The following is a 21649-nucleotide window of genomic DNA, read 5'->3' as shown; positions in this document are numbered from 1 at the left end:
GATGTCAAAAAATTGAAGGACGGCCAATGGAATGATATACAAACCCTTCTCTCAACATTGAGCCAGGATCGTATATATTACGACCATCAAAAATTAACGGGGTGCGAAGCTTTTTCTTGATCAACTCAAAATTTGGCGCCCGGAAATTTTTCCATTCAGTGAGAATAACAAGTGCGTCTGCTCCTTCTAACGCCAGCTCTTTGGAAGCACAAAGCTCAAGCACAGTGGATTCCGCATAAATTCTGCGTGTCTCTTGCATTGCTTCAGGGTCATAGGCTTTTACCACAGCACCAGCGTCCCACAACGCTTTCATTAACACTCTACTAGGCGCCTCTCGCATGTCGTCGGTATTCGGTTTGAAACTCAAACCCCAAAATGCAAATACTTTGCCTTTCAGATCACCGGAAAAATGCGACGATATTTTATCAAAAAGCACTGTTTTTTGAAGATTATTCCTTTCTTCCACAGCTTTCAGGACCTTCGTATCAAACCCGATGTCCTCTGCTGTTTTAATCAGTGCCTGAACGTCCTTTGGAAAACAAGAACCACCGTAACCTACACCCGGATATATGAACTCATAGCCAATTCGTGGATCGCTACCAATACCATTACGAACCTTCTCAACATCCGCACCCAATGCGTCAGCCAAGTTAGCTATTTCGTTGATAAAGCTGATCTTGGTTGCGAGGATACAATTCGCAGCATACTTTGTAAGCTCTGCACTACGCGTATCCATTACGATGATTTTTTCGTGATTCCGGTTGAACGGAGCGTAGAGCTCACGCATAACATCCTCAGCCCGCTCACTATCGGTGCCGATGATGATTCGGTCCGGCCTCAGGCAGTCGTTAACAGCTGAACCTTCTTTGAGAAACTCAGGATTCGAAATCACATCAAAAGAAGCAGTTTTTCCTGAACGCTGGCTAATAATATCGCCGATGCGTTGACGGACTTTATCTGCTGTACCTACTGGAACCGTCGACTTATTGACGACAACCTTGTAACCGTCAATCTCTTGACCTATTGAACTAGCGACATCAAGTACATATTTCAGGTCAGCCGAACCGTTTTCATCCGGCGGTGTGCCCACAGCGATAAACAGAACATCACCGTGAGCAGTAGCCAATCCGTAGTCGCTGGTAAAACGAATATTACCATTGAGCAGACTGGATTTTAGAATCTCCTCTAAACCCGGCTCATAAATAGGTACTTCGCCCCGAGACAGTCGATCAACTTTATTTTGGTCAATGTCTAAACAAACCACTTCATGCCCAACATCGGCCAAAACGGCACCCTGCACCAACCCTACATAGCCTGTACCAAATATCGTTACTTTCATAGAATTCCATTTACAACAAAGTTATGTTTATAACTCAATGATATCGATCGTTTAAGGTTCGTCGTGATAATTCCGTCAAGCACGCGAGCCACAGGAAACAAAGCGCACCGGCTTTTATTACGACGCTTCTTTAAATCGGCCAAAAAAATTCAAATTGAAAAATCTTAGCTGATACCGTCCTGTAGCACAAGACAAGCCGGCGGCCTGACGCTAAATTCTGAATGCCATGGCCGTGTAATCCGCCAAGGTGAAACCCTGGCTGATCTGAAATTCGGCAACGCACTATACGGCACGATCCAGCACGCTCTGCTCCAGGCTCTGCACTGGCCCGCCTGGGGCGGGAGCGTTGCTGCCAGGTAAATGCCTGCCTATTTCTTTAAAAGAACCCGCTAAGCAGGCAGGGCTTGTACCGATGAGCGGTTGATGCACATCATTTACCTGTAGAACTAAACAAGGAGGGCCTGGGTGAACTGAAACCTGGTAGTACCACCACCGAACGCGTGCCTGCCCCTCTGAACCGCAACCGGAACAGCAGGGCGGAGCGAATACTGCAATACGATCGGGTGCATGTACGATCGACTGAAACTGTTCGACTGGTTTGTTGCGCCAGGACACGCTATGCCGCAGCCTCCTCGCTAGAGTGCCCTATGCGGTGCTTGCTTGGGTACTTTTCGCACTCTGCTGGCACATCAATATCAGAAGCGGACCGTGCAGGCTGCCCAGGAAAGGCCAACGCCAAACCCGACGCATGCAACCATGTCACCTTCCTTCAACTTTCCTTTTTCCATAGACTCCTTCAGCGCAATCGGAATGGTGGAGGAGACGGTGTTGCCGCAATGCTCAAACTCCCTGACGAATTTCTCTTCAGGAAGTTTCAGCCGTCTTTTCAACGTATCCAACATGAACTTGTTTGCCTGATGAAAGACAAAGTGATCCACCATCTCTGTGGTGAAATTCTCATCAAACAGCGATTCAAACAACTCCGGAACACGCGTTAAGGAAAATTCGAGAATTGCCGGCCCGTTCATGTACAAATCGGCATCGGTTCTGATATTACCGCTCTCGTCCTTGCGGGATTCGAGATCAAGGTTCTGTGCAGCAGGAAATCTCGAACCACCCACGGGAACAATTAAATTTTGCGCCCCGGAACCATCTGTTCCATAACGGAAACGGTCTAGAGCCACAGTTTCATCAGCCGCCTGGATGAGCGTAGCCGCCGCAGCATCGCCAAACAGCGTACGCACACTCTTGTCGCCTTCATTAATATACTTGCTGTAGGTTTCCGCAGTGACAAGCAGGACGTTCTTGACCTGTCCAGTCTCGATGAGACCCTTCGCCATTCCCAGCCCATAAATATAGCCGGAACATCCTTGATTATAATCAAATGCCGCACACTGCGTGGGAAGTCCCAAACGATGCTGAAGAATACAGGCGGTAGCGGGCAAGACGTAATCAGGGCTTTGGGTGCACAAAATCAGACAATCAACGTCCGAGCGCTCTATAACGCCGGAATCAAAGATTTTTTCACAGGCACGCAAGCCCAGGTCAGATGCACATTCGTTTTCCGCCACGATTCGCCGATCATTAATGCCGGTTTTACCGAAAATCTTGGCGACATCCCACTCTGGAAACTGTCGCGCCAGATCCTCGTTACTCAACGAGTGACTGGGAAGCTCGTATTCAATTGCAACGATTTTTGCAAATTTCATAATTATTACCCAGCAATTCGTTTGGCAGGAACACCAAAAACTGTTGTGCCCGGAGCGACCTTGCGTATAACGACAGATGCCGCACCAATAACGGCGTAAGCACCGATGGAAACCTTCGGCACTACAACTGAATGCGACCCCATGAAAACACCCTCGGCCAACTGAGCCCCACCAGTAATATCGCAATGCCCGCTAGTCGTGCTAAAACTACCGACAGACGCATCATGACCTACAGTGGTAGCTGAGTTTATAGTCACGAAATCACCAATCGAGATGTCCGCAGACAGTACCGCATGGGGACAAATAACTACACCTTCACCAAGGCTTACACGGGTGCCGACTATTGCCGTGGGATGAATCAAAGAAAAGAAGCGCGCGCCTTTTGCCTGAAGCTTTTCAGCGACAGCTTTCTTTATCTTGGGATTACCAATGGCACACACCAGAGTCATCCCATCCTGATGCTGATAGCCATCGATAGAGGAAATGATTGGTGGCAAGCCAGTGAAGCGCTCCAACGCGGCAGGCGAATCATCGAGAAATCCGCTGATTTCATACTGATGGGACTCAGCTGAGCTGGCAATCCAGTCACGCAGCCAGACATAGACCTCTCGCCCAAAACCACCCGCACCGACAATTACAAATTTATAACTGCTCATGCCAGATATCCACCATCAACGACAAGCGCGGTACCCGTGACCCAGCGGGCGGCCGGGGAAAGTAGATAATTGACTGCATATGCTACATCTGCGGGTGTGCCGAAGCCCAATGGATGCTTTTGCTCGATGGCCTCCATTGAGTCTACGCCGACCAGATCCTTGAGTGAATCGGCCATTTCGGTTTTAACAACGCCAGGCGCTACACAGTTGACCCGAATCCCCTCGCGCGCGAGTTCAACTGCTGCCGCTTTGACCATTGACTCTACCGCCCCCTTGCTAGCGCAGTAGCCCAGCAGTGCTGGTTCGCCAACTTTGGCCATGACCGAAGAAATGAGGACAATACTTGAGTCGCTCTGGCAGACACCTTTCTGCCGGAACGCTTTGATCAGGGAAAATGACGACGTTACGTTCGTCGACATGATTTTTTCCCAATGCGACACGCTGGTTGCCCTGATAGGCATGGGCGCCTGAACGCCGGCTGCATGCACGAGCCCATTAAACGGCGTAGACTCCTTCGCCAACTTCTTCATCCATGCAGATACATCTGGATCAGCCAGAAAATCTATCACAGCAATGGCATGCCCCTCTCCTGCCAGGCGCCGGTGAGTGTCCTTCAGTCGCTGTTCATCTCTGGCGACCAACGTGATGCGAGCCCCCTGCGAACTTAGCCATACTGCGACCTCACGACCAATACCGGATGAAGCTCCGGTAACCAGAACATGTTGGCCTTGAAGAGAGAACGGGTTTAGATTATTCATAATCACGCTCGCTTCTTCGCATCGCAAGTAATTGTCATGGGGCTGATCCACACGCTATCAAAATCTATAATACAACCCGCCCAGGAATAGCCGACACCAAAACCGGCCAGCATCATCAGCCCCGTGACTCTATTATTATTTTCCAGATCAGCCAATGACAGCGCTAGCGGGATAGAGGTGCAACTGGTATTTCCAACACTTTCCACATCCAGCAGGACTTTCTCCCGAGGTAACTTCATACGTTTGACCAAGTGTTCCAGCATAAACTTGTTGGCTTGGTGAAACACATAGTGATCAATCGCCAGCCCGTTATCAGGCCGGCTTTCGTGAAGCGCTTTAACCAGTGAAGGTACGCGAGCCAGAGTGAATGCGAAGATCTCCGCGCCATTCATAAACAAGTCGAATGGCCCGCGCACCTCCCCCTCGCCGCTAGGGCTGCCCTCCCCGCTACGATCCCGAAAACCGCCTGCCGGGACAATGAGATTGTTGGCGCCGCGACCATCTGTTCCCAGGGCAAAGGAAATCGGCTGCGCAGTCTCATCATATTGAAGTAGTGTTGCGGAGCCCGCATCGCCAAACAGAGCCGCTACCGAGCGATCCTCTTCTGAAACGATTTTACTGATGGTATCCCCTACCAGTAACAATACACGCCGACTCCCTCCGCCTGAAATCAACGATGAGGCAAGCCACAAGCCGTACACATAACCTGAACAACCTAAAGCGACATCGAACGCCGCCACACCAACAGGCAGCTGTAAACGTTCTTGCAAAATACAAGCTGTGGCAGGTAGCGTGTGGTCATGAGTCTGGGATACAAAAATCAATGTATCGATAGATGCACGATCTACTGCAAGGTCTGATAACAGGCGCTCTGCCGCTGCAACGCAAAGATCAGAAGAACATTGATTGTCCACTACATGCCGGCGAAAAACCCCTGTGCTTGCCATAATCTTCTGGATATTTTCCTCTCCGAATTTTTCGGCGAGGTCAGACACTTCAGAGATATTCTCTGGCATCGAACAGGCGATCCCTTCGACCCGAACATTCTTTATGGATCTTACGTCCTTAAACTCTTTCTCTGACATCTTGCCCATCCCCTGTCGACAACCCTGCATTCAGATATTGCTGTTAAAAATTGCGAGTGAAAGCCGCTATTTATCCCATTCTGCGCACGAGTGGCGAAAATGAACAATTTTCTGTACCAAGGTATTTAGGCATTTCAAAACGGAGCCCCGTTCATCGCACCTGAAACACCCTACCTCTTCAATTCTCGTAACACATCCTACCGAATACGATAGATAATCCATTAAAAAAAACCTATAACGCAAGCCGCTCAACCATTGTCTCTGCTTGAGCAGCCCGGGCCATACAAATCTATTACTTACCAACTACCGGGCGGAAAGCAACTTGAGCACGTCATCCGCAGTTTCGCACTGATTCAATTTATCGGCCGAAACGGTAATATTGCGCTCAGAAAGCAAAGCCATGAATGTTACAACTGCGATAGAATCCCAATCCAATGGGTCACTAGCTTTAACAGAGCCCTCATCAGCTTCCTTGGCCTCTGCGATCAAATCCAAAATTTCTTGGCTCATTTATTTTCCCCTGAATCAATTGTATTATCTGCGAAACCATTGAAGGGTCACGTAGATTCTTGCCTTTCTTGAATTATGTCTTCTCGCAAGAGCACATTTTTGAAGGTCAAAAACATAATCTTCAGATCCAACAATAAAGACTGACTATCTAAATAGCAGCCATCCACTCCGAGCGCTTCCTCCCAGGAAAGCTTTTTCAATCACTGACCTGAGCGAGTCCCGATACGCCCGGACGCACCAAATGCCAACGGTTCCGCTCCGCATAGTATAGGGGCAGGCAGTCCGTCAGCAAGAGTTGCGGGGCGACGATACCGAAGCCCCTTCAAACGCTGATCAATCCGCGTAGCTGAGCGAAGCTTCTCCACAGGGGCTGTTGTTATACAGAGCGTTGCACGAGATCGGCTGGAAACCCAATGCCGTTACCCGTGATTTCCCCCATCCCCAGGCGATCATCAACCTGAGCGCCAGCTCACTCCACACTCAACGTTGCCGGTGTATATTCGCACTGGCCTTTTTTGGGTGTAGAGGCCGATGAAATACGGGCCAGCTCCCGGCGCCGCTTTTTGAAAGCGTAACGCAGCAAAGCAATAATGCACCCAACCACCACACCGAGGGCCAAGCCCACCACAATGAAAAGTGTTTTTTTCGGACTGACAGGGTTGAGCGGCTCTACGGCCAGCCGGTCAATACTGACCAAGAGCAAACCACTCATATCTGTCGAGATACTCATCAGTCGAGCCTGCTCCGCCCTCAGAGACTCGATGCCTTTCACGAACAACTCTTCGTTTTGACGCTGCTGAAGCGCCTGAACCTGTCGATTGTTACTCAGTAACAACAACTCCTTACGTATTTGAGCGATCCGCGGGTCAACGAAATCATCCGAGACTCGCTTGCGCAAGGCCTGCTGCTCAGCCTCCAGCGCATCTGTGCCCATGAAATACAGGGGGTTCTGCTGGTTGTTTACCTCGGTAATGACACTACCCGCGACTTCGACCTCGCTACGCCCCATTGCCGAAGGTGTGCTTGGCTTTTTCAGGCCAAGTGATCGAGCAATAGAGATCGCCTCATTCAGTTGCGCGATCCTATCCTCTCGTCGCAGCTTGAGCTGAACTCGCAAAGCTCTCAGCTCATCGTTCAGTTGCTCCCGCTTGAGAACATCCGACTCCAGCAACTCGGCAATCGTCCCCTCTTTCCCCGCGTCATAGTCAACACGCGCAGATGCTAGCTGGCCATCAATCTCTTTAAGCCGGTTACCGATGATAACTTCAAGATCCTTGGAGATCTGTTGACGCTCGCGTTCAATTGCATATTGCACCAATCCATTTAGCGCCTCCTTTCCATTGACCCCTTGCGGATAGCGCAATTCGAGAGCGATAAAGGAGCTCAGCACATCAGGTTTCTTGGAGTCAACCTGCACCATCTTCAATGCATTACGATTGAAGGCCTCAAAGGCTTGCTCTGCGGTGCGACCGGACTTACTGAACGCAGCTTGCAACTCTTTGTTTGAACGGAAATAGCCCAATCGCGTTTCATAGGAGTCAAGTGCAACCCCTACGCGAGTCAGCGCAAGTCCTGGCGGCAGCGAGTAAATCTTTGACCGATTCAAAGCGTCCAGATCGTTAAGCGCAGCAGGCCGCAAGACGGTACTGACCACATACAGAGGCGTTACCGAATAGGCATAAGCAGCTGCCAGAAATGCAAATAGCACCCCAACAGCTGCAATTAATACCTTTTGTCGCCAGAGCGATTGAAGAGCCGCCAGTACATCTATCTCATCATGAGGTAAAGCGGGGGGGGTAGGAGAAATACTAGTCACACCAATGCCTGTCAGTCAATCAAGAGAAACGCATCCTCTTGACAGGGCCCGCATCGTCTCGTCCTAAGACTTTTGTCTGGTGCAGACATCCCTGTCTAAAGAAAACGAACAGCGCATATTCTGACAGTAAATGTAAATATTCTCTACTTTTCCGTAATACCAACTATTCGCATGTAGCAAATCACCGGACTCTAGCCTGCCCTGGTTCTCCACACATACCTTACTAACGCAAACAGAACACCCAATGCCATCCCTGCAAACACTCCCATCAGCACGATGATCAACCTCTTGGGTTTTGCCGGCTGGTCAGGCAATTCAATCGCGCCATCCTGCCGATAAACCTCAATGACCTCAGGATCGATTTGCAACGATGAATAGAATGCAGCCGCCTCCTGTCGCGGCCTTAAGTTGGCAATGAAAGGGTCATCAGATGTTCGATTGCGCAGGTTCTCGATTTCAGCGCGTAACGCTTTGCTGCCACGCATGTAGGTAAGCGAGTCGTCCATACCGGCAGTGACTTCACTTGAAAGATTATTTGAGATAATCGGTGGCTTTTCCAGACCGATCGAGTCTGCGATCCTCAACGCTTCCGCCAACTGGACGATTCGATCATCCCGTTGCTTGCGCGCACTCTCCCGTGCAGCGCGGATCTGTTGCTCGAGGTTGCTGGCCATGATCATGGCATCGCCACGGACATCCCTGATCACCTCTCGCTCGGTGTTCTCTGCCGCCATTTGCACATACTGAACCACCCACTCCGCCGCCTGCTCCGCCGAAGGAAGGCTTGCCACTACAAGAAGGCGACCCGGCGAATCTTTCGTATCTACCACACTGACGAGTCGATTCAGGCGAACATATAGATCATCCTGAGAACCTCGACGCTTGTCTTCTGACAAGCTAGGCAGATACACCTTGCGAAAGAACTCCCGCTTTAAGGATTCCGACTGGAGATTACGCTGGTATATGTTGTAAACATCCTTGACTGACATCACCGCCAGCCCACTGTCGCCACCCCGCCCATAGTTGAGCTGCGCTATATTGCTCTGCGATGGTTGCTGTACAACAACCTTCACATCGTATATTGGCGTAGCCAAAAATGCGTATGCCAAAGCCACGCCAGTTATCACCAGCGTTGTCACAATGATCAGCAGCTTCTGCCTCCACACTCCCCCCAGCAACTCGAAAAGATCAATCTCATCATCACCACGGCGCTCAGGTACATTGCGCATTTATTCTAATTTTCCTTGGGTCTGTCTAACTTGTGTTCGTGCTTGAGGAGTGCTAATGCAACACCTTGGACGACTTTAGCACTCCAAGTGCCAGGTAGCTTGGCCTGACCTTGAGCTAAAGCGTAGCGGCCATTTGCCTACCCGCTAGTACCGCGCGTCCTCGGGCTACTTTACCAACACTTCGATCAGAAATAGATCATCCGCTAGCAAAATAAGTTCCTTCACCTCCGACCAGCACCCTGCGGACTGCCGAACGGTCACCCAAAGCCCGGCTCGCGACTGTCATCGACTGCTTGTTTGCGCGCCAAACCGCTTTAGAGTTTCGCCCCGGGAATTCCCAACCAGCCCCCTCCGTGGCATGCCTGGACAACGGACCTTAATCGAAACTAAAAGTCTGCAGAAAAATCCGCAGGACGACTTACCTGCTAGACATGGATATGGATAACACTTAGCGCCTCGATCTCACCGAGATTGAAATCCGGGAGCAGTTCCTAGATCAGGCGATGACACCACGAATGGCGCCATGAGGACTGAAAGGGTGGAATAATCCGTCTTCAGAGTTATCTTTCAGACTGACTTGGAGCTAAGACCCCCTTTCGGCGAAATCACAGTGATCCGCAAGAAAAGACAACACTATTGAGCAGGTCGATACCTCAAGGTGCCGACCGCAACCGACGCTTACCACGCCACACGCCATAGGCCCCTAACAATGGGCCTATCGCAAGACCCAGCAGCAAGGCAGCCACCACCGGCACTGCAACGGGCATCGACGGCGCTGACCAACCAAACATGACCAAGGCAACAGCCTGCTGGTTTTCCAGCACGAAGAACAACACAAGCATCACCAATACAAGGACGAACAGCACCACCAAGGCGCGCTTGAGATTACGCATGGTTATCTTGCTCATCCTCGTTCACCCGATCCCGAAGCTCTTTGCCAGGTTTGAAATGCGGCACAAACTTGCCATCTAGACTGACGGACTGCCCCGTCTTGGGATTACGCCCTACCCTTGGCGCACGGTAGTGCAAGGAAAAGCTGCCAAAGCCCCGAATCTCAATGCGATCTCCGGTCGCCAGGCACTGAGACATTTGTTCAAGCATGGTCTTGATGGCCAGCTCGACATCCTTGGATGAGAGCAGCCCTTGATGGGTGACAATACGTTCGATCAGCTCCGACTTCGTCATATTTTTCCCTTCTTTATCAAGCAGCTAGATCATTGCTTCATTGTTTTTAGCATGACCTGAAGCTTTTGAACAGGGTGGTTATTGACTTAATCGAGGATTCTTGTTCCCCCCCTTCAAGCAAGCATTCTGGACGCGCGGCCAAAGCCAGCGTCCACAAGGGTTGCAGCTGCAACGACGCCTGCGGCAACACTAAATCGCAGGCATAAAAAAGGGCGACCGAAGTCGCCCTTTTTTTGATCCAAGCAGAACTTAGTTCTGTTTGGCCATTGCCTGACGCAGCAGCGCGGCCATGGTGGTATCAGCAGCTTCCGGAGCAGTTTCTTTCAGGCTCTGGATGGCTTCTTTCTCTTCAGCGTCGTCTTTCGACTTGATGGAGAGGCTGATGACACGGCTCTTACGGTCAACGCTGATGATCTTGGCTTCGATCTCTTCGCCTTCCTTCAGGACGTTACGCGCGTCTTCAACGCGGTCACGGCTGATTTCGGAAGCTTTCAGAGTAGCTTCGATGTCGTCGGCCAGGGTGATGATGGCGCCTTTGGCGTCAACTTCTTTTACAACACCCTTAACGATTGCACCCTTGTCGTTCGCTTGAACGTACTCGGAGAACGGATCGCTTTCCAGCTGCTTGATGCCCAGCGAGATGCGCTCACGCTCTGGATCAACAGACAGGATGACGGTGTCCAGCTCGTCGCCCTTCTTGAAGCGACGTACGGCTTCTTCGCCGACTTCGTTCCAGGAGATGTCCGACAGGTGAACCAGGCCGTCGATGCCGCCGTCCAGACCAATGAAGATACCGAAATCGGTGATCGACTTGATGGTGCCGGAGATCTTGTCGCCCTTGTTGAACTGGCCAGAGAAGTCTTCCCATGGGTTGGACTTGCACTGTTTGATGCCCAGGGAGATACGACGACGCTCTTCGTCGATGTCCAGAACCATAACTTCCACTTCGTCGCCGACTTGTACGACTTTCGAAGGGTGGATGTTCTTGTTGGTCCAGTCCATTTCGGAAACGTGCACCAGACCTTCCACGCCTTCTTCCAGCTCTGCGAAGCAGCCGTAGTCGGTCAGGTTGGTAACACGCGCCATTACGCGAGTGCTTTCTGGGTAACGAGCTTTGATAGCAACCCATGGGTCTTCACCCAGTTGCTTCAGGCCCAGGGATACACGGTTACGCTCGCGATCGTACTTCAGAACCTTGACATCGATCTCGTCACCAACGTTGACGATTTCCGATGGGTGCTTGATACGCTTCCAGGCCATGTCGGTGATGTGCAGCAAGCCATCAACGCCGCCCAGGTCAACGAATGCGCCGTAGTCGGTGAGGTTCTTGACGATACCTTTGACTTGCTGGCCTTCCTGCAGCGATTCCAGCAGAGCTTCGCGCTCGGCGCTGTTTTCGGCTTCCAGGACACTGCGACGGGAAACGACAACGTTGTTGCGCTTCTGGTCCAGCTTGATGACCTTGAATTCCAGCTCTTTGCCTTCCAGGTGGGTGGTGTCGCGCACTGGGCGGACATCAACCAGGGAGCCCGGCAGGAACGCACGGATACCGTTAACGTCGACAGTGAAGCCGCCTTTAACCTTACCGTTGATAACGCCCTTGACCACTTCTTCGGCGGCGAAAGCTGCTTCCAGAACAATCCAGCACTCGGCGCGCTTGGCTTTTTCACGGGACAGTTTGGTTTCGCCAAAGCCGTCTTCGACCGCGTCCAGCGCAACGTGAACTTCGTCACCGACCTTGATGGTCAGCTCGCCAGCTTCGTTGTAGAACTGCTCGAGCGGGATGACGCCCTCGGACTTCAGGCCAGCGTGTACGGTAACCCAGTCGCCGTCGATGTCGACAACGATACCGGTGATGATCGCACCCGGCTGAAGATTGAGGGTTTTCAGGCTTTCTTCAAAGAGTTCTGCAAAGCTTTCGCTCATTTTAATTCCTGTAAATAAGGGCGAAACATACGCCCATCAGCCACATTCCAGACAATGTGGGTTTCGTTCATATAAAGGAAAGCCGACAGGACGTTGACTGGTGCCCCTGCCTGCTTCCCTGGTCATCAGGCGATATCGCGCTGGGCGATCTCGCTCTTGATGCGTTGCAACACCTGCTCGATGGACAACTCCGTGGAATCCAGTTGAATCGCATCGGCCGCCGGTTTGAGCGGGGCCACTGCGCGCTGGGTGTCGCGCTCATCGCGCGCACGAATCTCATCTAGCAGACTCGACAGACTAACATCTTCGCCTTTGCCCTTCAACTGCAAGTAGCGGCGACGGGCACGTTCCTCGGCGCTGGCGGTCAGAAAAACCTTCAGTGGCGCATCAGGGAACACCACCGTGCCCATGTCGCGACCGTCGGCAATCAGCCCCGGTGCTTCCTGAAACGCCCGCTGGCGCTGCAGCAACGCGTCGCGCACTGCCGGCAGCGAAGCGACCATGGAAGCCCCGGCACCCACTGTTTCGGTACGGATGACGTTGCTGACATCCTCACCCTCGAGAATGATCTGCTGCAGCTTGCCAGGCTCGGCGGCGATGAACTGCACATCCAGGTGCGCAGCCAGCTTGACCAGCAGCTCTTCGTTGGTCAGGTCGACGCCGTGATTGCTGGCGGCAAAGGCCAGAAGGCGATACAGCGCGCCCGAATCCAGCAGCTTCCAACCCAGCTCCCGCGCCAAAAGGCCAGCAACGGTACCTTTACCCGAGCCACTTGGACCGTCGATAGTAATGACCGGCGCCTTCACGACTTGCCCTCTTCAGCAACACGGATCCCGACTTCGGCGCACAAGGCCAGGAAGTTCGGGAAGGACGTAGCGACGTTGGCGCAATCATGGATGCGGATCGGTGCAGTGGCACGCAGCGAGGCAACGCTGAATGCCATGGCAATACGGTGATCGCCATGCCCGTGCACTTCACCGCCGCCGATCGGGCCGCCATCGATGATGATGCCGTCTGGAGTCGGCTCGCACTTCACACCCAGGGTCAGCAAGCCATCGGCCATGACCTGGATGCGGTCGGATTCCTTGACCCGCAGCTCTTCGGCACCACGCAGTACGGTACGCCCCTCGGCACAGGCCGCGGCGACGAACAGCACCGGGAATTCGTCGATCGCCAGCGGCACCAGGTGCTCGGGGATCTCGATACCCTTGAGCTTAGCGCCACGTACACGCAGGTCTGCGACCGGCTCACCACCGACTTCACGCTGGTTTTCCAGGGTGATATCGCCGCCCATCAGCTTGAGGATATCAATCACGCCGGTTCGGGTCGGGTTGATACCGACGTGCTCAAGGACCAGCTCCGAACCTTCGGCAATCGAAGCCGCAACCAGGAAGAAGGCTGCCGAGGAAATATCGGCTGGCACTTCGATATGGGTCGCGGTCAGCTTGCCACCCGATTCCAGGGAAGCAGTCGGGCCATTGACATCAACGCTGTAGCCGAAACCACGGAGCATTCGCTCGGTATGGTCACGGGTAGGCGCAGGCTCGGTGACGGTAGTCTTGCCTTCGGCATACAGGCCCGCCAGCAGCAGGCAGGATTTCACCTGGGCACTGGCCATTGGCAGGGTGTAAGTCAGGGCTTTGAGCGTATGACCGCCACGGATGGTCATCGGCGGACGGCCTTCAGCGGCCGTCTCGATCACCGCGCCCATTTCCCGCAGGGGGTTGGCTACTCGGTTCATCGGACGCTTGGACAGCGAGGCATCGCCGGTCAGCACCGTGTCAAACGGCTGCGCCGCCAAAAGGCCAGACAGCAGACGCATAGAGGTGCCGGAGTTGCCCAGATAGATCGGGCCCGGTGGCGGCTTCAGGCCATTGAGGCCAACACCGTGAATGGTCACCCGACCATGGTGCGGGCCTTCGATGACCACGCCCATGTCGCGGAAGGCCTGCAGGGTCGCCAGCGCGTCTTCACCCTCAAGGAAGCCTTCGACTTCAGTGGTGCCTTCGGCCAGGGAACCCAGCATGATCGAGCGATGGGAAATCGATTTGTCGCCTGGTACGCGAATTCGGCCAGACAATTGGCCACCAGGATTTGCCAGGAAAATCAGGTCGTTGGAGTTCATAGCGTCCACATAGGCCCGGCGGGCCAGGATTTTACTGAAATGCTCGCGGGCAACCCGGGCGCGCGTGAAAACGCCCAGCAATTGATGCCCATCCCCTGCATCGACCGCGTCGCGCAAGGCGTCGAGATCGCTGCGAAATGTATCGAGTGTGCGCAGAACAGCTTCGCGGTTGGCGAGAAAAATGTCGTGCCACATGACCGGGTCGCTTCCGGCGATTCTTGTGAAATCGCGGAAACCTCCGGCAGCGTAACGGAAGATATCCAGGTTTTCATTGCGCTTGGCCAACGAATCGACCAAGCCAAAGGCCAGCAGGTGCGGCAAATGACTGGTCGCCGCCAGGACTTCGTCATGGCGCTCGACCTGCATATGCTCGACATCGGCCTCCAGTGCACGCCAGAGCCGGTCGACCAGCGCCAGCGCCTCAGGATCGGTTTCAGCCAGCGGCGTAAGGATTACTTTATGGCGTCGGAACAGCGCGGCATTGGAAGCTTCCACCCCGCTTTGCTCGGAACCGGCAATCGGGTGCCCGGGCACGAAGTACGCCAGCTGCTTGGCAAACGCCTCGCGCGCGGCACGCACTACATTGCCCTTGGCGCTGCCGACATCGGTCAGCACCGCTTGGCCGAGGTCGAGTTGCGCCAGACGGGCCAGGAGTTTCTCCATGGCCAGGATCGGCACCGCCAACTGAATGACATCAGCGCCAACGCAGGCAGTAGCCAGGTCTTCTTCGCAGCGGTCGACCACGCCCAGCTCCACCGCCAGCTTGCGCGACTGCGGATCCAGGTCGACACCGACCACCTCACGGCACAGACCGCTTTCACGCAAGCCTTTGGCGAAAGAGCCGCCGATGAGCCCGAGACCGACCACCACCAGGCGACCGATCAGCGGCTCGACTTTGTTTACCACGACTTCAACCACGGAGCAGGGCCCTATTCAAATCTGCGTGCACGTCACTCATTGTCTCAGAGTACCGCCTTGGGATAGGAACCCAACACCTTGAGGGCCACCGCTTCCTGGCTGATCTGCTCGAGCACGGCCTTGATCAAAGGATCGCGGTGGTGACCGATGAAATCGATGAAGAACACGTAGGTCCATTTGCCACTGCGCGACGGACGGGTCTCGATACGAGTCAGGTCGATACCGTTCTCGTGGAACGGCACCAGCAACTCATGCAAAGCACCCGGTTTGTTACTCATGGAGACGATGATCGAGGTCTTGTCGTCGCCGGTCGGCGGCACTTCCTGGTTACCGATCATCAGGAAGCGCGTGGAGTTGTCCGGACGGTCTTCGATCTTCTCGGCCAGACGGGTCAAGCCATACAGGCCCGCCGCCATGTCGCCGGCGATGGCCGCCGAGTTCCACTCACCCTTGACCCGCTTGGCCGCCTCGGCGTTGCTCGACACAGCGACGCGCTCGACGTTCGGGTAGTGAGCATCCAGCCACTTGCGGCACTGGGCCAGGGACTGGGCGTGGGAGTAAATGCGGCTGATACTGTCGGTCTTGGTGTTTTCGCCCACCAGCAGGTGATGGTGAATACGCAGCTCGACTTCGCCACAGATGACCATGTCATGTTCAAGGAAGCTGTCGAGGGTGTGGTTGACCGCACCTTCGGTGGAGTTTTCCACCGGCACTACGCCGAAGTTCACGGCACCGGCCGCCACTTCACGGAACACTTCGTCGATGGCCGCCATCGGCTTGCTGATCACAGCATGGCCAAAGTGCTTCATCGCCGCAGCCTGGGTGAAGGTACCTTCAGGGCCCAGGTAGGCAACCTTGAGCGGCTGCTCCAGGGCCAGGCACGAGGACATGATTTCGCGGAACAAACGCGCCATCTCTTCGTTGCCCAACGGCCCCTGGTTGCGTTGCATGACGCGCTTGAGCACCTGAGCCTCACGCTCGGGCCGGTAGAACACCGGCACCTCGCCCTCAGCCAGGGTCGCGGTCTTGACCCGCGCCACTTCTTGCGCGCAGCGAGCACGATCACTGATCAGCTCGAGAATTTTCTCGTCGAGGCTGTCAATGCGCACCCGCAGCGCCTTGAGTTCCTGCTCCGACATCAGCCGTGCTCCTTCTCGAATTCAGCCATGTAGGCCACCAGCGCCTCAACGGCGTCCAGGCCCAGGGCGTTGTAGATCGAAGCACGCATGCCGCCCACCGAACGGTGACCTTTGAGGTTGAGCAGGCCACGCGCGTCAGCACCGGCGAGGAAGGCCTTGTCCAGACGCTCGTCGGCCAGGCGGAACGGCACGTTCATCCACGAACGGGCGTTAACGCTGATCGGGTTGCTGTAGAAATCGCTGCTGTCGATGAAGCCGTACAGGTGATCTTTCTTGGCGCGGTTGCGCTTCTCCATCGCATCAACACCGCCCTGCTCCTTGAGCCACTCGAAGACCAGGCCCGAGAGGTACCAGGAGTAAGTCGCCGGGGTGTTGTACATAGAGCCGTTGTCGGCCGCGACCTTGTAGTCGAGCATGGTCGGGCAGCTGCTGCGGGCGCGGCCCAGCAGGTCTTCACGGACGATGACCACCACCAGACCGCTAGGGCCGATGTTTTTCTGCGCGCCGGCGTAGATCAAGCCGAAATCGGAGACGTCGACCGGACGCGAGAGGATGTCCGAAGACATGTCGACCACCAGCGGTACGTCACCGGTCTGCGGCACCCAGTCGAACTCCAGACCACCGATGGTCTCGTTCGAGGCGTAGTGCACGTAAGCGGCGCCCGGAGTCAGGTTCCACTCGTTCTGACCAGGGATGCTCAGGTAGTCGTAGGATTTGGCGCTGGCAGCAACGTTGATGTTGCCGAAGCGACGGGCTTCTTCGATGGCTTTCTTCGACCAGATACCGGTTTCGATATAGTCGGCAGTGCCATTTTCAGGCAGCAGGTTCAGCGGGATCTCAGCGAATTGCTGGCTCGCACCGCCCTGCAGGAAGAGAATCTTGTAGTTGGAGGGAACGGACATCAGGTCGCGCAGATCCTGCTCGGCCTTCTCGGCAATGGCCACGTAGTCATCGCTACGGTGACTCATCTCCATCACGGACAGGCCTTTGCCACGCCAGTCCAGCATTTCAGCCTGGGCGCGCTGCAGGACAGCGTCGGGAAGCGCAGCAGGGCCTGCGCAGAAGTTAAAGGCTCGTTTGCTCACATCCACTCTCGCTCTGCTCATGATGTCCGTGGAGCTGGGCGGAGAACGCAAAGACTGCACCTCTCCGACCACCCCACCAGGGTTACGCTACGGTGTTAGTTATTCCTGCGGCGCCTCTTCGTCGCCAGCGGCCTGGGCCTCTGGTACGTCATCGGCTTCAACGGCTGCAACGGCGTCCGCATCTTCCTCGTAGTCCTCGTCGCCTTCCTCTTCGGAAGGCTCCTGGACACGCTCCAGACCCACCAGGGTCTCGTCGCTGGCCAACTTGATGAGGGTCACGCCCTGGGTATTACGACCCAGGCTGGAGACCTCGCCGACGCGGGTACGGACCAGGGTGCCCTGGTCGGAAATCAGCATGATTTCTTCGCCATCCTGCACCTGCACGGCACCGACCAGGCGGCCGTTACGCTCGTTGCTGACCATGGCGATAACGCCTTGACCGCCACGCTTGTACTCAGGGAACTCGCCGATTTCGGTACGCTTGCCAAAACCACGCTCGGAGGCGGTGAGGATCTGGCTACCCTCCTCCGGAATGATCATCGAGATCAGCTTCTGCCCTTCAGCCAGACGCATGCCGCGCACACCGCGGGCGGTACGGCCCATGGCACGAACGTCGGACTCCTTGAAGCGGGTTACCTTGCCGGCGTCGGAGAACAGCATGACCTCACGCTCGCCATCGGTGATGGCCGCGGAAATCAGTACGTCGCCTTCGTCCAGCTCCAGGGCGATCAGACCGACGCTGCGCTGACGGCTGAAGGACTCCAGCGGGGTTTTCTTCACAGTGCCGTTGGCGGTGGCCATGAAGATGAAGTGACCTTCGGTGTATTCCTCGACCGGCAGCATGGTCGAGATGTACTCGCCCTCGTCCAGCGGCAGCAGGTTGACCAGTGGTCGACCGCGGGCAGCACGGGAAGCTTCCGGAATTTCGTAGGTTTTCAGCCAGTACACCTTGCCCTTGCTGGAGAACAGCAGCAGCGTGGTGTGGCTGTTGGCGACCAGCAGGTGCGAGATGTAGTCCTCGTCCTTGACGCCAGTAGCCGACTTGCCTTTACCGCCGCGACGCTGGGCCTGGTAGGCCGCCAGTGGCTGGGTCTTGGCATAGCCGCCGTGGGAGATGGTCACTACCCGGTCTTCTTCCGGGATCATGTCACCCAGGGTCAGGTCCAGACGCGCATCGAGAATCTCGGTGCGGCGCACATCGCCGTATTCAGCGCGGATCAGTTCCAGCTCTTCGCGAATCACTTCCATCAGGCGCTCGGCGCTGTTGAGGATGCGAATCAGCTCGCCGATCTGCTTGAGGATCTCCTGGTACTCGGCCAGCAGCTTCTCGTGCTCAAGACCGGTCAGGCGGTGCAGACGCAGATCAAGAATAGCCTGAGCCTGTTCTGGCGACAGGAAGTACTTGCCATCGCGCAGGCCAAACTGCTCGTCGAGGTTTTCCGGACGGCAGGAGTCTGCGCCAGCGCGCTCGACCATTACCTGCACAGCACTGGATTCCCAAGGTGTGCTGATCAGCGCTTCCTTGGCTTCGGACGGAGTCGGCGAAGCCTTGATCAGGGCGATGACCGGATCGATGTTGGACAGGGCAACCGCCTGACCTTCAAGGATATGGCCACGCTCGCGGGCTTTGCGCAGTTCGAACACGGTGCGGCGGGTAACCACTTCGCGACGGTGGCGAACAAAGGCTTCGAGCAGGTCCTTGAGGTTCAGCACCCGCGGACGGCCGTCGATCAGCGCGACCACGTTGATGCCGAAAACGCTCTGCAGCTGGGTCTGGGCGTAGAGGTTGTTGAGAATGACCTCTGGCACCTCGCCACGGCGCAGCTCGATGACGATACGCATACCGTCCTTGTCGGACTCGTCGCGCAGCTCGGTGATGCCTTCGAGTTTCTTTTCCTTGACCAGCTCGGCGATCTTCTCGATCAGACGCGCCTTGTTCAGCTGGTAAGGCAGCTCGGTGACGACGATCTGCTGACGGCCACCGACCTTGTCGATGTCTTCGACAATCGAACGCGCACGCATGTAGATGCGGCCACGACCGGTGCGGTAGGCCTCGATGATGCCCTGACGGCCGTTGATGATTGCGGCAGTCGGGAAGTCCGGGCCCGGAATGAACTGCATCAGTTCATCGACGGTGATGTCGGCGTTGTCGATCAGCGCCAGGCAACCGTCGATGACTTCACCGAGGTTGTGTGGCGGAATGTTGGTCGCCATGCCCACGGCGATACCGCTGGAACCGTTGACCAGCAGGTTGGGGATCTTGGTCGGCATGACCGCCGGGATCAGCTCGGTGCCGTCGTAGTTGGGCACCCAGTCGACGGTTTCCTTGTGCAGGTCCGCCAGCAGCTCGTGCGCCAGCTTGGTCATGCGCACTTCGGTGTATCGCATGGCCGCGGCGTTGTCGCCGTCCACCGAACCGAAGTTGCCCTGGCCATCGACCAGCAGGTAACGCAGCGAGAACGGCTGAGCCATACGTACGATGGTGTCGTAAACGGCAGTATCACCATGCGGGTGGTACTTACCGATCACGTCACCGACCACACGGGCGGATTTCTTGTACGGTTTGTTCCAGTCGTTACCCAGTTCGCTCATCGCATACAGAACGCGGCGATGCACGGGCTTCAAGCCATCACGCGCATCGGGCAGTGCACGCCCGACAATGACGCTCATCGCGTAGTCGAGGTAGGACTGTCTCAGTTCGTCTTCGATATTGACCGGGAGGATTTCTTTGGCCAGTTCGCCCATGAGAAGCCTGATTCCTTTTTCTGGTGAAACCTCGTCACATCCATATGGGACGAACGAAGCTCGCCGCTGCAAAGTGACTCCTTGCAGCGACTTACGACAAATCAACAAGTTAAGCCATGGATTTGCGCAGTAAAGACAGCCCCGCAGGCCTGCCTTGGAAACCGTCGGATGTTACCACAATCGCCCAGACGGTGGGAGTAGGCTGCGGCACTACTACCCTACTGCTCGTCAGTAACGCCCGTTAGCCGCCACAACAGGCCGCAGGCGGACACTAAAGACTCAATGCAAACGCTTGCGACACATCAGTTGCGCCATCTTTACGGTGTCCGGGCGCTCGACGATGCCCTTCTCGGTCACGATCACATCGATCAGATCCGCCGGAGTCACATCAAATACCGGATTGAAGGCTTCGACATCGGCACCCAGCCGTGTGCCGCCAACCGCCAGCAACTCGCTGGCATCGCGTTCCTCAAGCAGAATGTCTTCGCCGCTGTCCAGGTTCATGTCAATGCTCGAACTCGACGCCACGACCATGAAGCGCACGCCATGGTGCATGGCATTGACGGCCAGTTGGTAAGTGCCGATCTTGCTGGCCATGTCACCATTGGCAGTGATGCGGTCGGCGCCGACGATAACCCAGGTAATACCCTTGGTCTTCATCAGCTGGGCGGCGGCAGCGTCGGCATTAACGGTCAGCGGGATGCCCTCGCCGGCCAGCTCCCAGGCCGTCAGGCGTGAACCCTGCAACCAGGGCCGGGTTTCATCGACGTAAACGCGCTCGACCATGCCTTCCAGGTAGGCCGCACGAATCACCCCCAACGCAGTGCCAAAGCCGCCGGTAGCCAAAGCGCCGGTGTTGCAATGGGTCAGCACGGCCTGCTCGTTGCCCTGATGCTTGCGAATCAGCTCGACGCCCAGCTGGGCCATGGTCAGGTTGGCCTCACGATCGCTGTCATGGATGGCCACGGCTTCGGCCGCCATGATCGCCGCCACGTCATCGCCATCCTTGAGCCGCAACAGGCGCTCACGCATGCGGTTGAGCGCCCAGAACAAGTTGGCGCCGGTGGGACGCGAGTGGACCAGGAGTTCGAAATCCTCTTCCAGGGCCATCTCCCAATCGTCGCCCTGCGCCAGACGCTGGCGCACCGCCATGGCCAGGCCATAAGCGGCGCTGATACCAATGGCGGAGGCGCCACGCACGACCATCGAACGAATGGCCTGAGCCACTTCAGCCGCATCGGTACAGGCTTGCCAGGTCTGTTCCAATGGCAGCGCGCGTTGATCGAGCAGGTACAGGACACCATTGCGCCAATCGATGGCTTTCACCTTCTCTTCTGCCAGTAGCCGATCGCGCATGCCTCACCCCATCATTCGGACATCAAAAGCGTACGATTATAGCGAGCCCCAGGCGCAGACGCTCGGGT

17 protein-coding genes are annotated in these 21649 nt (G+C 55.5%); all 17 read right to left on the bottom strand.

The genetic code is table 11. The features are described from left to right. Positions 1 to 4: 4 nt before the first annotated feature. A complete protein-coding gene (locus ACO6VD_RS00745; RefSeq protein WP_422416339.1) occupies positions 5 to 1339 on the bottom strand; it encodes a UDP-glucose dehydrogenase family protein in 1335 nt (444 codons plus the stop codon). Between the two features lie 695 nt (positions 1340 to 2034). After that, a complete protein-coding gene (locus tag ACO6VD_RS00740) occupies positions 2035 to 3048 on the bottom strand; it encodes a ketoacyl-ACP synthase III (protein WP_422416338.1) in 1014 nt (337 codons plus the stop codon). Between the two features lie 5 nt (positions 3049 to 3053). After that, on the bottom strand, positions 3054 to 3704 hold the full coding sequence (locus ACO6VD_RS00735; protein ID WP_422416337.1) for an acetyltransferase: 651 nt from the start codon (positions 3702 to 3704) through the stop codon (positions 3054 to 3056). Beyond that, positions 3701 to 4462 (bottom strand): SDR family NAD(P)-dependent oxidoreductase, encoded by a 762-nt coding sequence (locus tag ACO6VD_RS00730; protein ID WP_422416449.1) that lies wholly within the window; start codon positions 4460 to 4462, stop codon positions 3701 to 3703. The genes ACO6VD_RS00735 and ACO6VD_RS00730 overlap by 4 nt, the downstream gene beginning before the upstream one ends. 2 nt (positions 4463 to 4464) lie before the next feature. After that, positions 4465 to 5547, bottom strand: coding sequence for a 3-oxoacyl-ACP synthase III family protein (locus ACO6VD_RS00725; RefSeq protein ID WP_422416336.1), 1083 nt, complete (start codon positions 5545 to 5547; stop codon positions 4465 to 4467). Positions 5548 to 5850: 303 nt separating this feature from the next. Then, positions 5851 to 6057 (bottom strand): phosphopantetheine-binding protein, encoded by a 207-nt coding sequence (locus ACO6VD_RS00720; protein ID WP_422416334.1) that lies wholly within the window; start codon positions 6055 to 6057, stop codon positions 5851 to 5853. 469 nt (positions 6058 to 6526) lie between these two features. Beyond that, positions 6527 to 7873, bottom strand: coding sequence for a Wzz/FepE/Etk N-terminal domain-containing protein (locus tag ACO6VD_RS00715; protein ID WP_422416333.1), 1347 nt, complete (start codon positions 7871 to 7873; stop codon positions 6527 to 6529). A gap of 191 nt (positions 7874 to 8064) precedes the next feature. After that, the gene (locus tag ACO6VD_RS00710) at positions 8065 to 9102 is read right to left on the bottom strand and encodes an LPS O-antigen chain length determinant protein WzzB (protein ID WP_422416331.1); all 1038 of its coding nucleotides are present in this window, start codon (positions 9100 to 9102) and stop codon (positions 8065 to 8067) included. Between the two features lie 653 nt (positions 9103 to 9755). Continuing rightward, a complete protein-coding gene (locus tag ACO6VD_RS00705) occupies positions 9756 to 9995 on the bottom strand; it encodes a LapA family protein (protein WP_422416447.1) in 240 nt (79 codons plus the stop codon). Continuing rightward, the gene (gene ihfB, locus ACO6VD_RS00700; protein WP_422416329.1) at positions 9988 to 10287 is read right to left on the bottom strand and encodes an integration host factor subunit beta; all 300 of its coding nucleotides are present in this window, start codon (positions 10285 to 10287) and stop codon (positions 9988 to 9990) included. The genes ACO6VD_RS00705 and ihfB overlap by 8 nt, the downstream gene beginning before the upstream one ends. A 249-nt stretch (positions 10288 to 10536) precedes the next feature. Beyond that, complete coding sequence (gene rpsA / locus ACO6VD_RS00695) at positions 10537 to 12213, bottom strand: 30S ribosomal protein S1 (protein WP_400171495.1); 1677 nt, start codon at positions 12211 to 12213, stop codon at positions 10537 to 10539. 125 nt (positions 12214 to 12338) lie between these two features. Beyond that, on the bottom strand, positions 12339 to 13019 hold the full coding sequence (cmk, locus tag ACO6VD_RS00690; RefSeq protein ID WP_422416327.1) for a (d)CMP kinase: 681 nt from the start codon (positions 13017 to 13019) through the stop codon (positions 12339 to 12341). After that, a complete protein-coding gene (locus ACO6VD_RS00685) occupies positions 13016 to 15223 on the bottom strand; it encodes a bifunctional prephenate dehydrogenase/3-phosphoshikimate 1-carboxyvinyltransferase (protein WP_422416445.1) in 2208 nt (735 codons plus the stop codon). The genes cmk and ACO6VD_RS00685 overlap by 4 nt, the downstream gene beginning before the upstream one ends. A gap of 77 nt (positions 15224 to 15300) precedes the next feature. Continuing rightward, positions 15301 to 16395, bottom strand: coding sequence for a prephenate dehydratase (pheA, locus tag ACO6VD_RS00680; RefSeq protein ID WP_274293597.1), 1095 nt, complete (start codon positions 16393 to 16395; stop codon positions 15301 to 15303). Beyond that, the gene (gene serC / locus ACO6VD_RS00675) at positions 16395 to 17480 is read right to left on the bottom strand and encodes a 3-phosphoserine/phosphohydroxythreonine transaminase (protein ID WP_422416326.1); all 1086 of its coding nucleotides are present in this window, start codon (positions 17478 to 17480) and stop codon (positions 16395 to 16397) included. Before serC ends, pheA begins: the two co-directional genes overlap by 1 nt. Positions 17481 to 17579: 99 nt before the next feature. Continuing rightward, entirely contained in the window at positions 17580 to 20225 is a 2646-nt protein-coding gene (gyrA, locus tag ACO6VD_RS00670) for a DNA gyrase subunit A (RefSeq protein WP_422416324.1), read from the bottom strand. A gap of 279 nt (positions 20226 to 20504) precedes the next feature. Further along, on the bottom strand, positions 20505 to 21581 hold the full coding sequence (mtnA, locus tag ACO6VD_RS00665) for an S-methyl-5-thioribose-1-phosphate isomerase (RefSeq protein WP_422416322.1): 1077 nt from the start codon (positions 21579 to 21581) through the stop codon (positions 20505 to 20507). Positions 21582 to 21649: the final 68 nt, after the last annotated feature.

The sequence above is a fragment of the Pseudomonas sp. GZD-222 genome, assembly GCF_049310525.1.
Classification (GTDB): domain Bacteria; phylum Pseudomonadota; class Gammaproteobacteria; order Pseudomonadales; family Pseudomonadaceae; genus Aquipseudomonas.
This window is presented reverse-complemented; position numbering and strand designations above follow the sequence as displayed.

What these genes read in the sequence shown, in the direction of transcription:
- ACO6VD_RS00745 (WP_422416339.1), bottom strand. Translation starts at nt 1,339, where the DNA reads ATGAAAGTAACGATATTTGGTACAGGCTATGTAGGGTTGGTGCAGGGT.
- ACO6VD_RS00740 (WP_422416338.1), bottom strand. Translation starts at nt 3,048, where the DNA reads ATGAAATTTGCAAAAATCGTTGCAATTGAATACGAGCTTCCCAGTCAC.
- ACO6VD_RS00735 (WP_422416337.1), bottom strand. Translation starts at nt 3,704, where the DNA reads ATGAGCAGTTATAAATTTGTAATTGTCGGTGCGGGTGGTTTTGGGCGA.
- ACO6VD_RS00730 (WP_422416449.1), bottom strand. Translation starts at nt 4,462, where the DNA reads ATGAATAATCTAAACCCGTTCTCTCTTCAAGGCCAACATGTTCTGGTT.
- ACO6VD_RS00725 (WP_422416336.1), bottom strand. Translation starts at nt 5,547, where the DNA reads ATGTCAGAGAAAGAGTTTAAGGACGTAAGATCCATAAAGAATGTTCGG.
- ACO6VD_RS00720 (WP_422416334.1), bottom strand. Translation starts at nt 6,057, where the DNA reads ATGAGCCAAGAAATTTTGGATTTGATCGCAGAGGCCAAGGAAGCTGAT.
- ACO6VD_RS00710 (WP_422416331.1), bottom strand. Translation starts at nt 9,102, where the DNA reads ATGCGCAATGTACCTGAGCGCCGTGGTGATGATGAGATTGATCTTTTC.
- ACO6VD_RS00705 (WP_422416447.1), bottom strand. Translation starts at nt 9,995, where the DNA reads ATGCGTAATCTCAAGCGCGCCTTGGTGGTGCTGTTCGTCCTTGTATTG.
- ihfB (WP_422416329.1), bottom strand. Translation starts at nt 10,287, where the DNA reads ATGACGAAGTCGGAGCTGATCGAACGTATTGTCACCCATCAAGGGCTG.
- rpsA (WP_400171495.1), bottom strand. Translation starts at nt 12,213, where the DNA reads ATGAGCGAAAGCTTTGCAGAACTCTTTGAAGAAAGCCTGAAAACCCTC.
- pheA (WP_274293597.1), bottom strand. Translation starts at nt 16,395, where the DNA reads ATGTCGGAGCAGGAACTCAAGGCGCTGCGGGTGCGCATTGACAGCCTC.
- gyrA (WP_422416324.1), bottom strand. Translation starts at nt 20,225, where the DNA reads ATGGGCGAACTGGCCAAAGAAATCCTCCCGGTCAATATCGAAGACGAA.
- mtnA (WP_422416322.1), bottom strand. Translation starts at nt 21,581, where the DNA reads ATGCGCGATCGGCTACTGGCAGAAGAGAAGGTGAAAGCCATCGATTGG.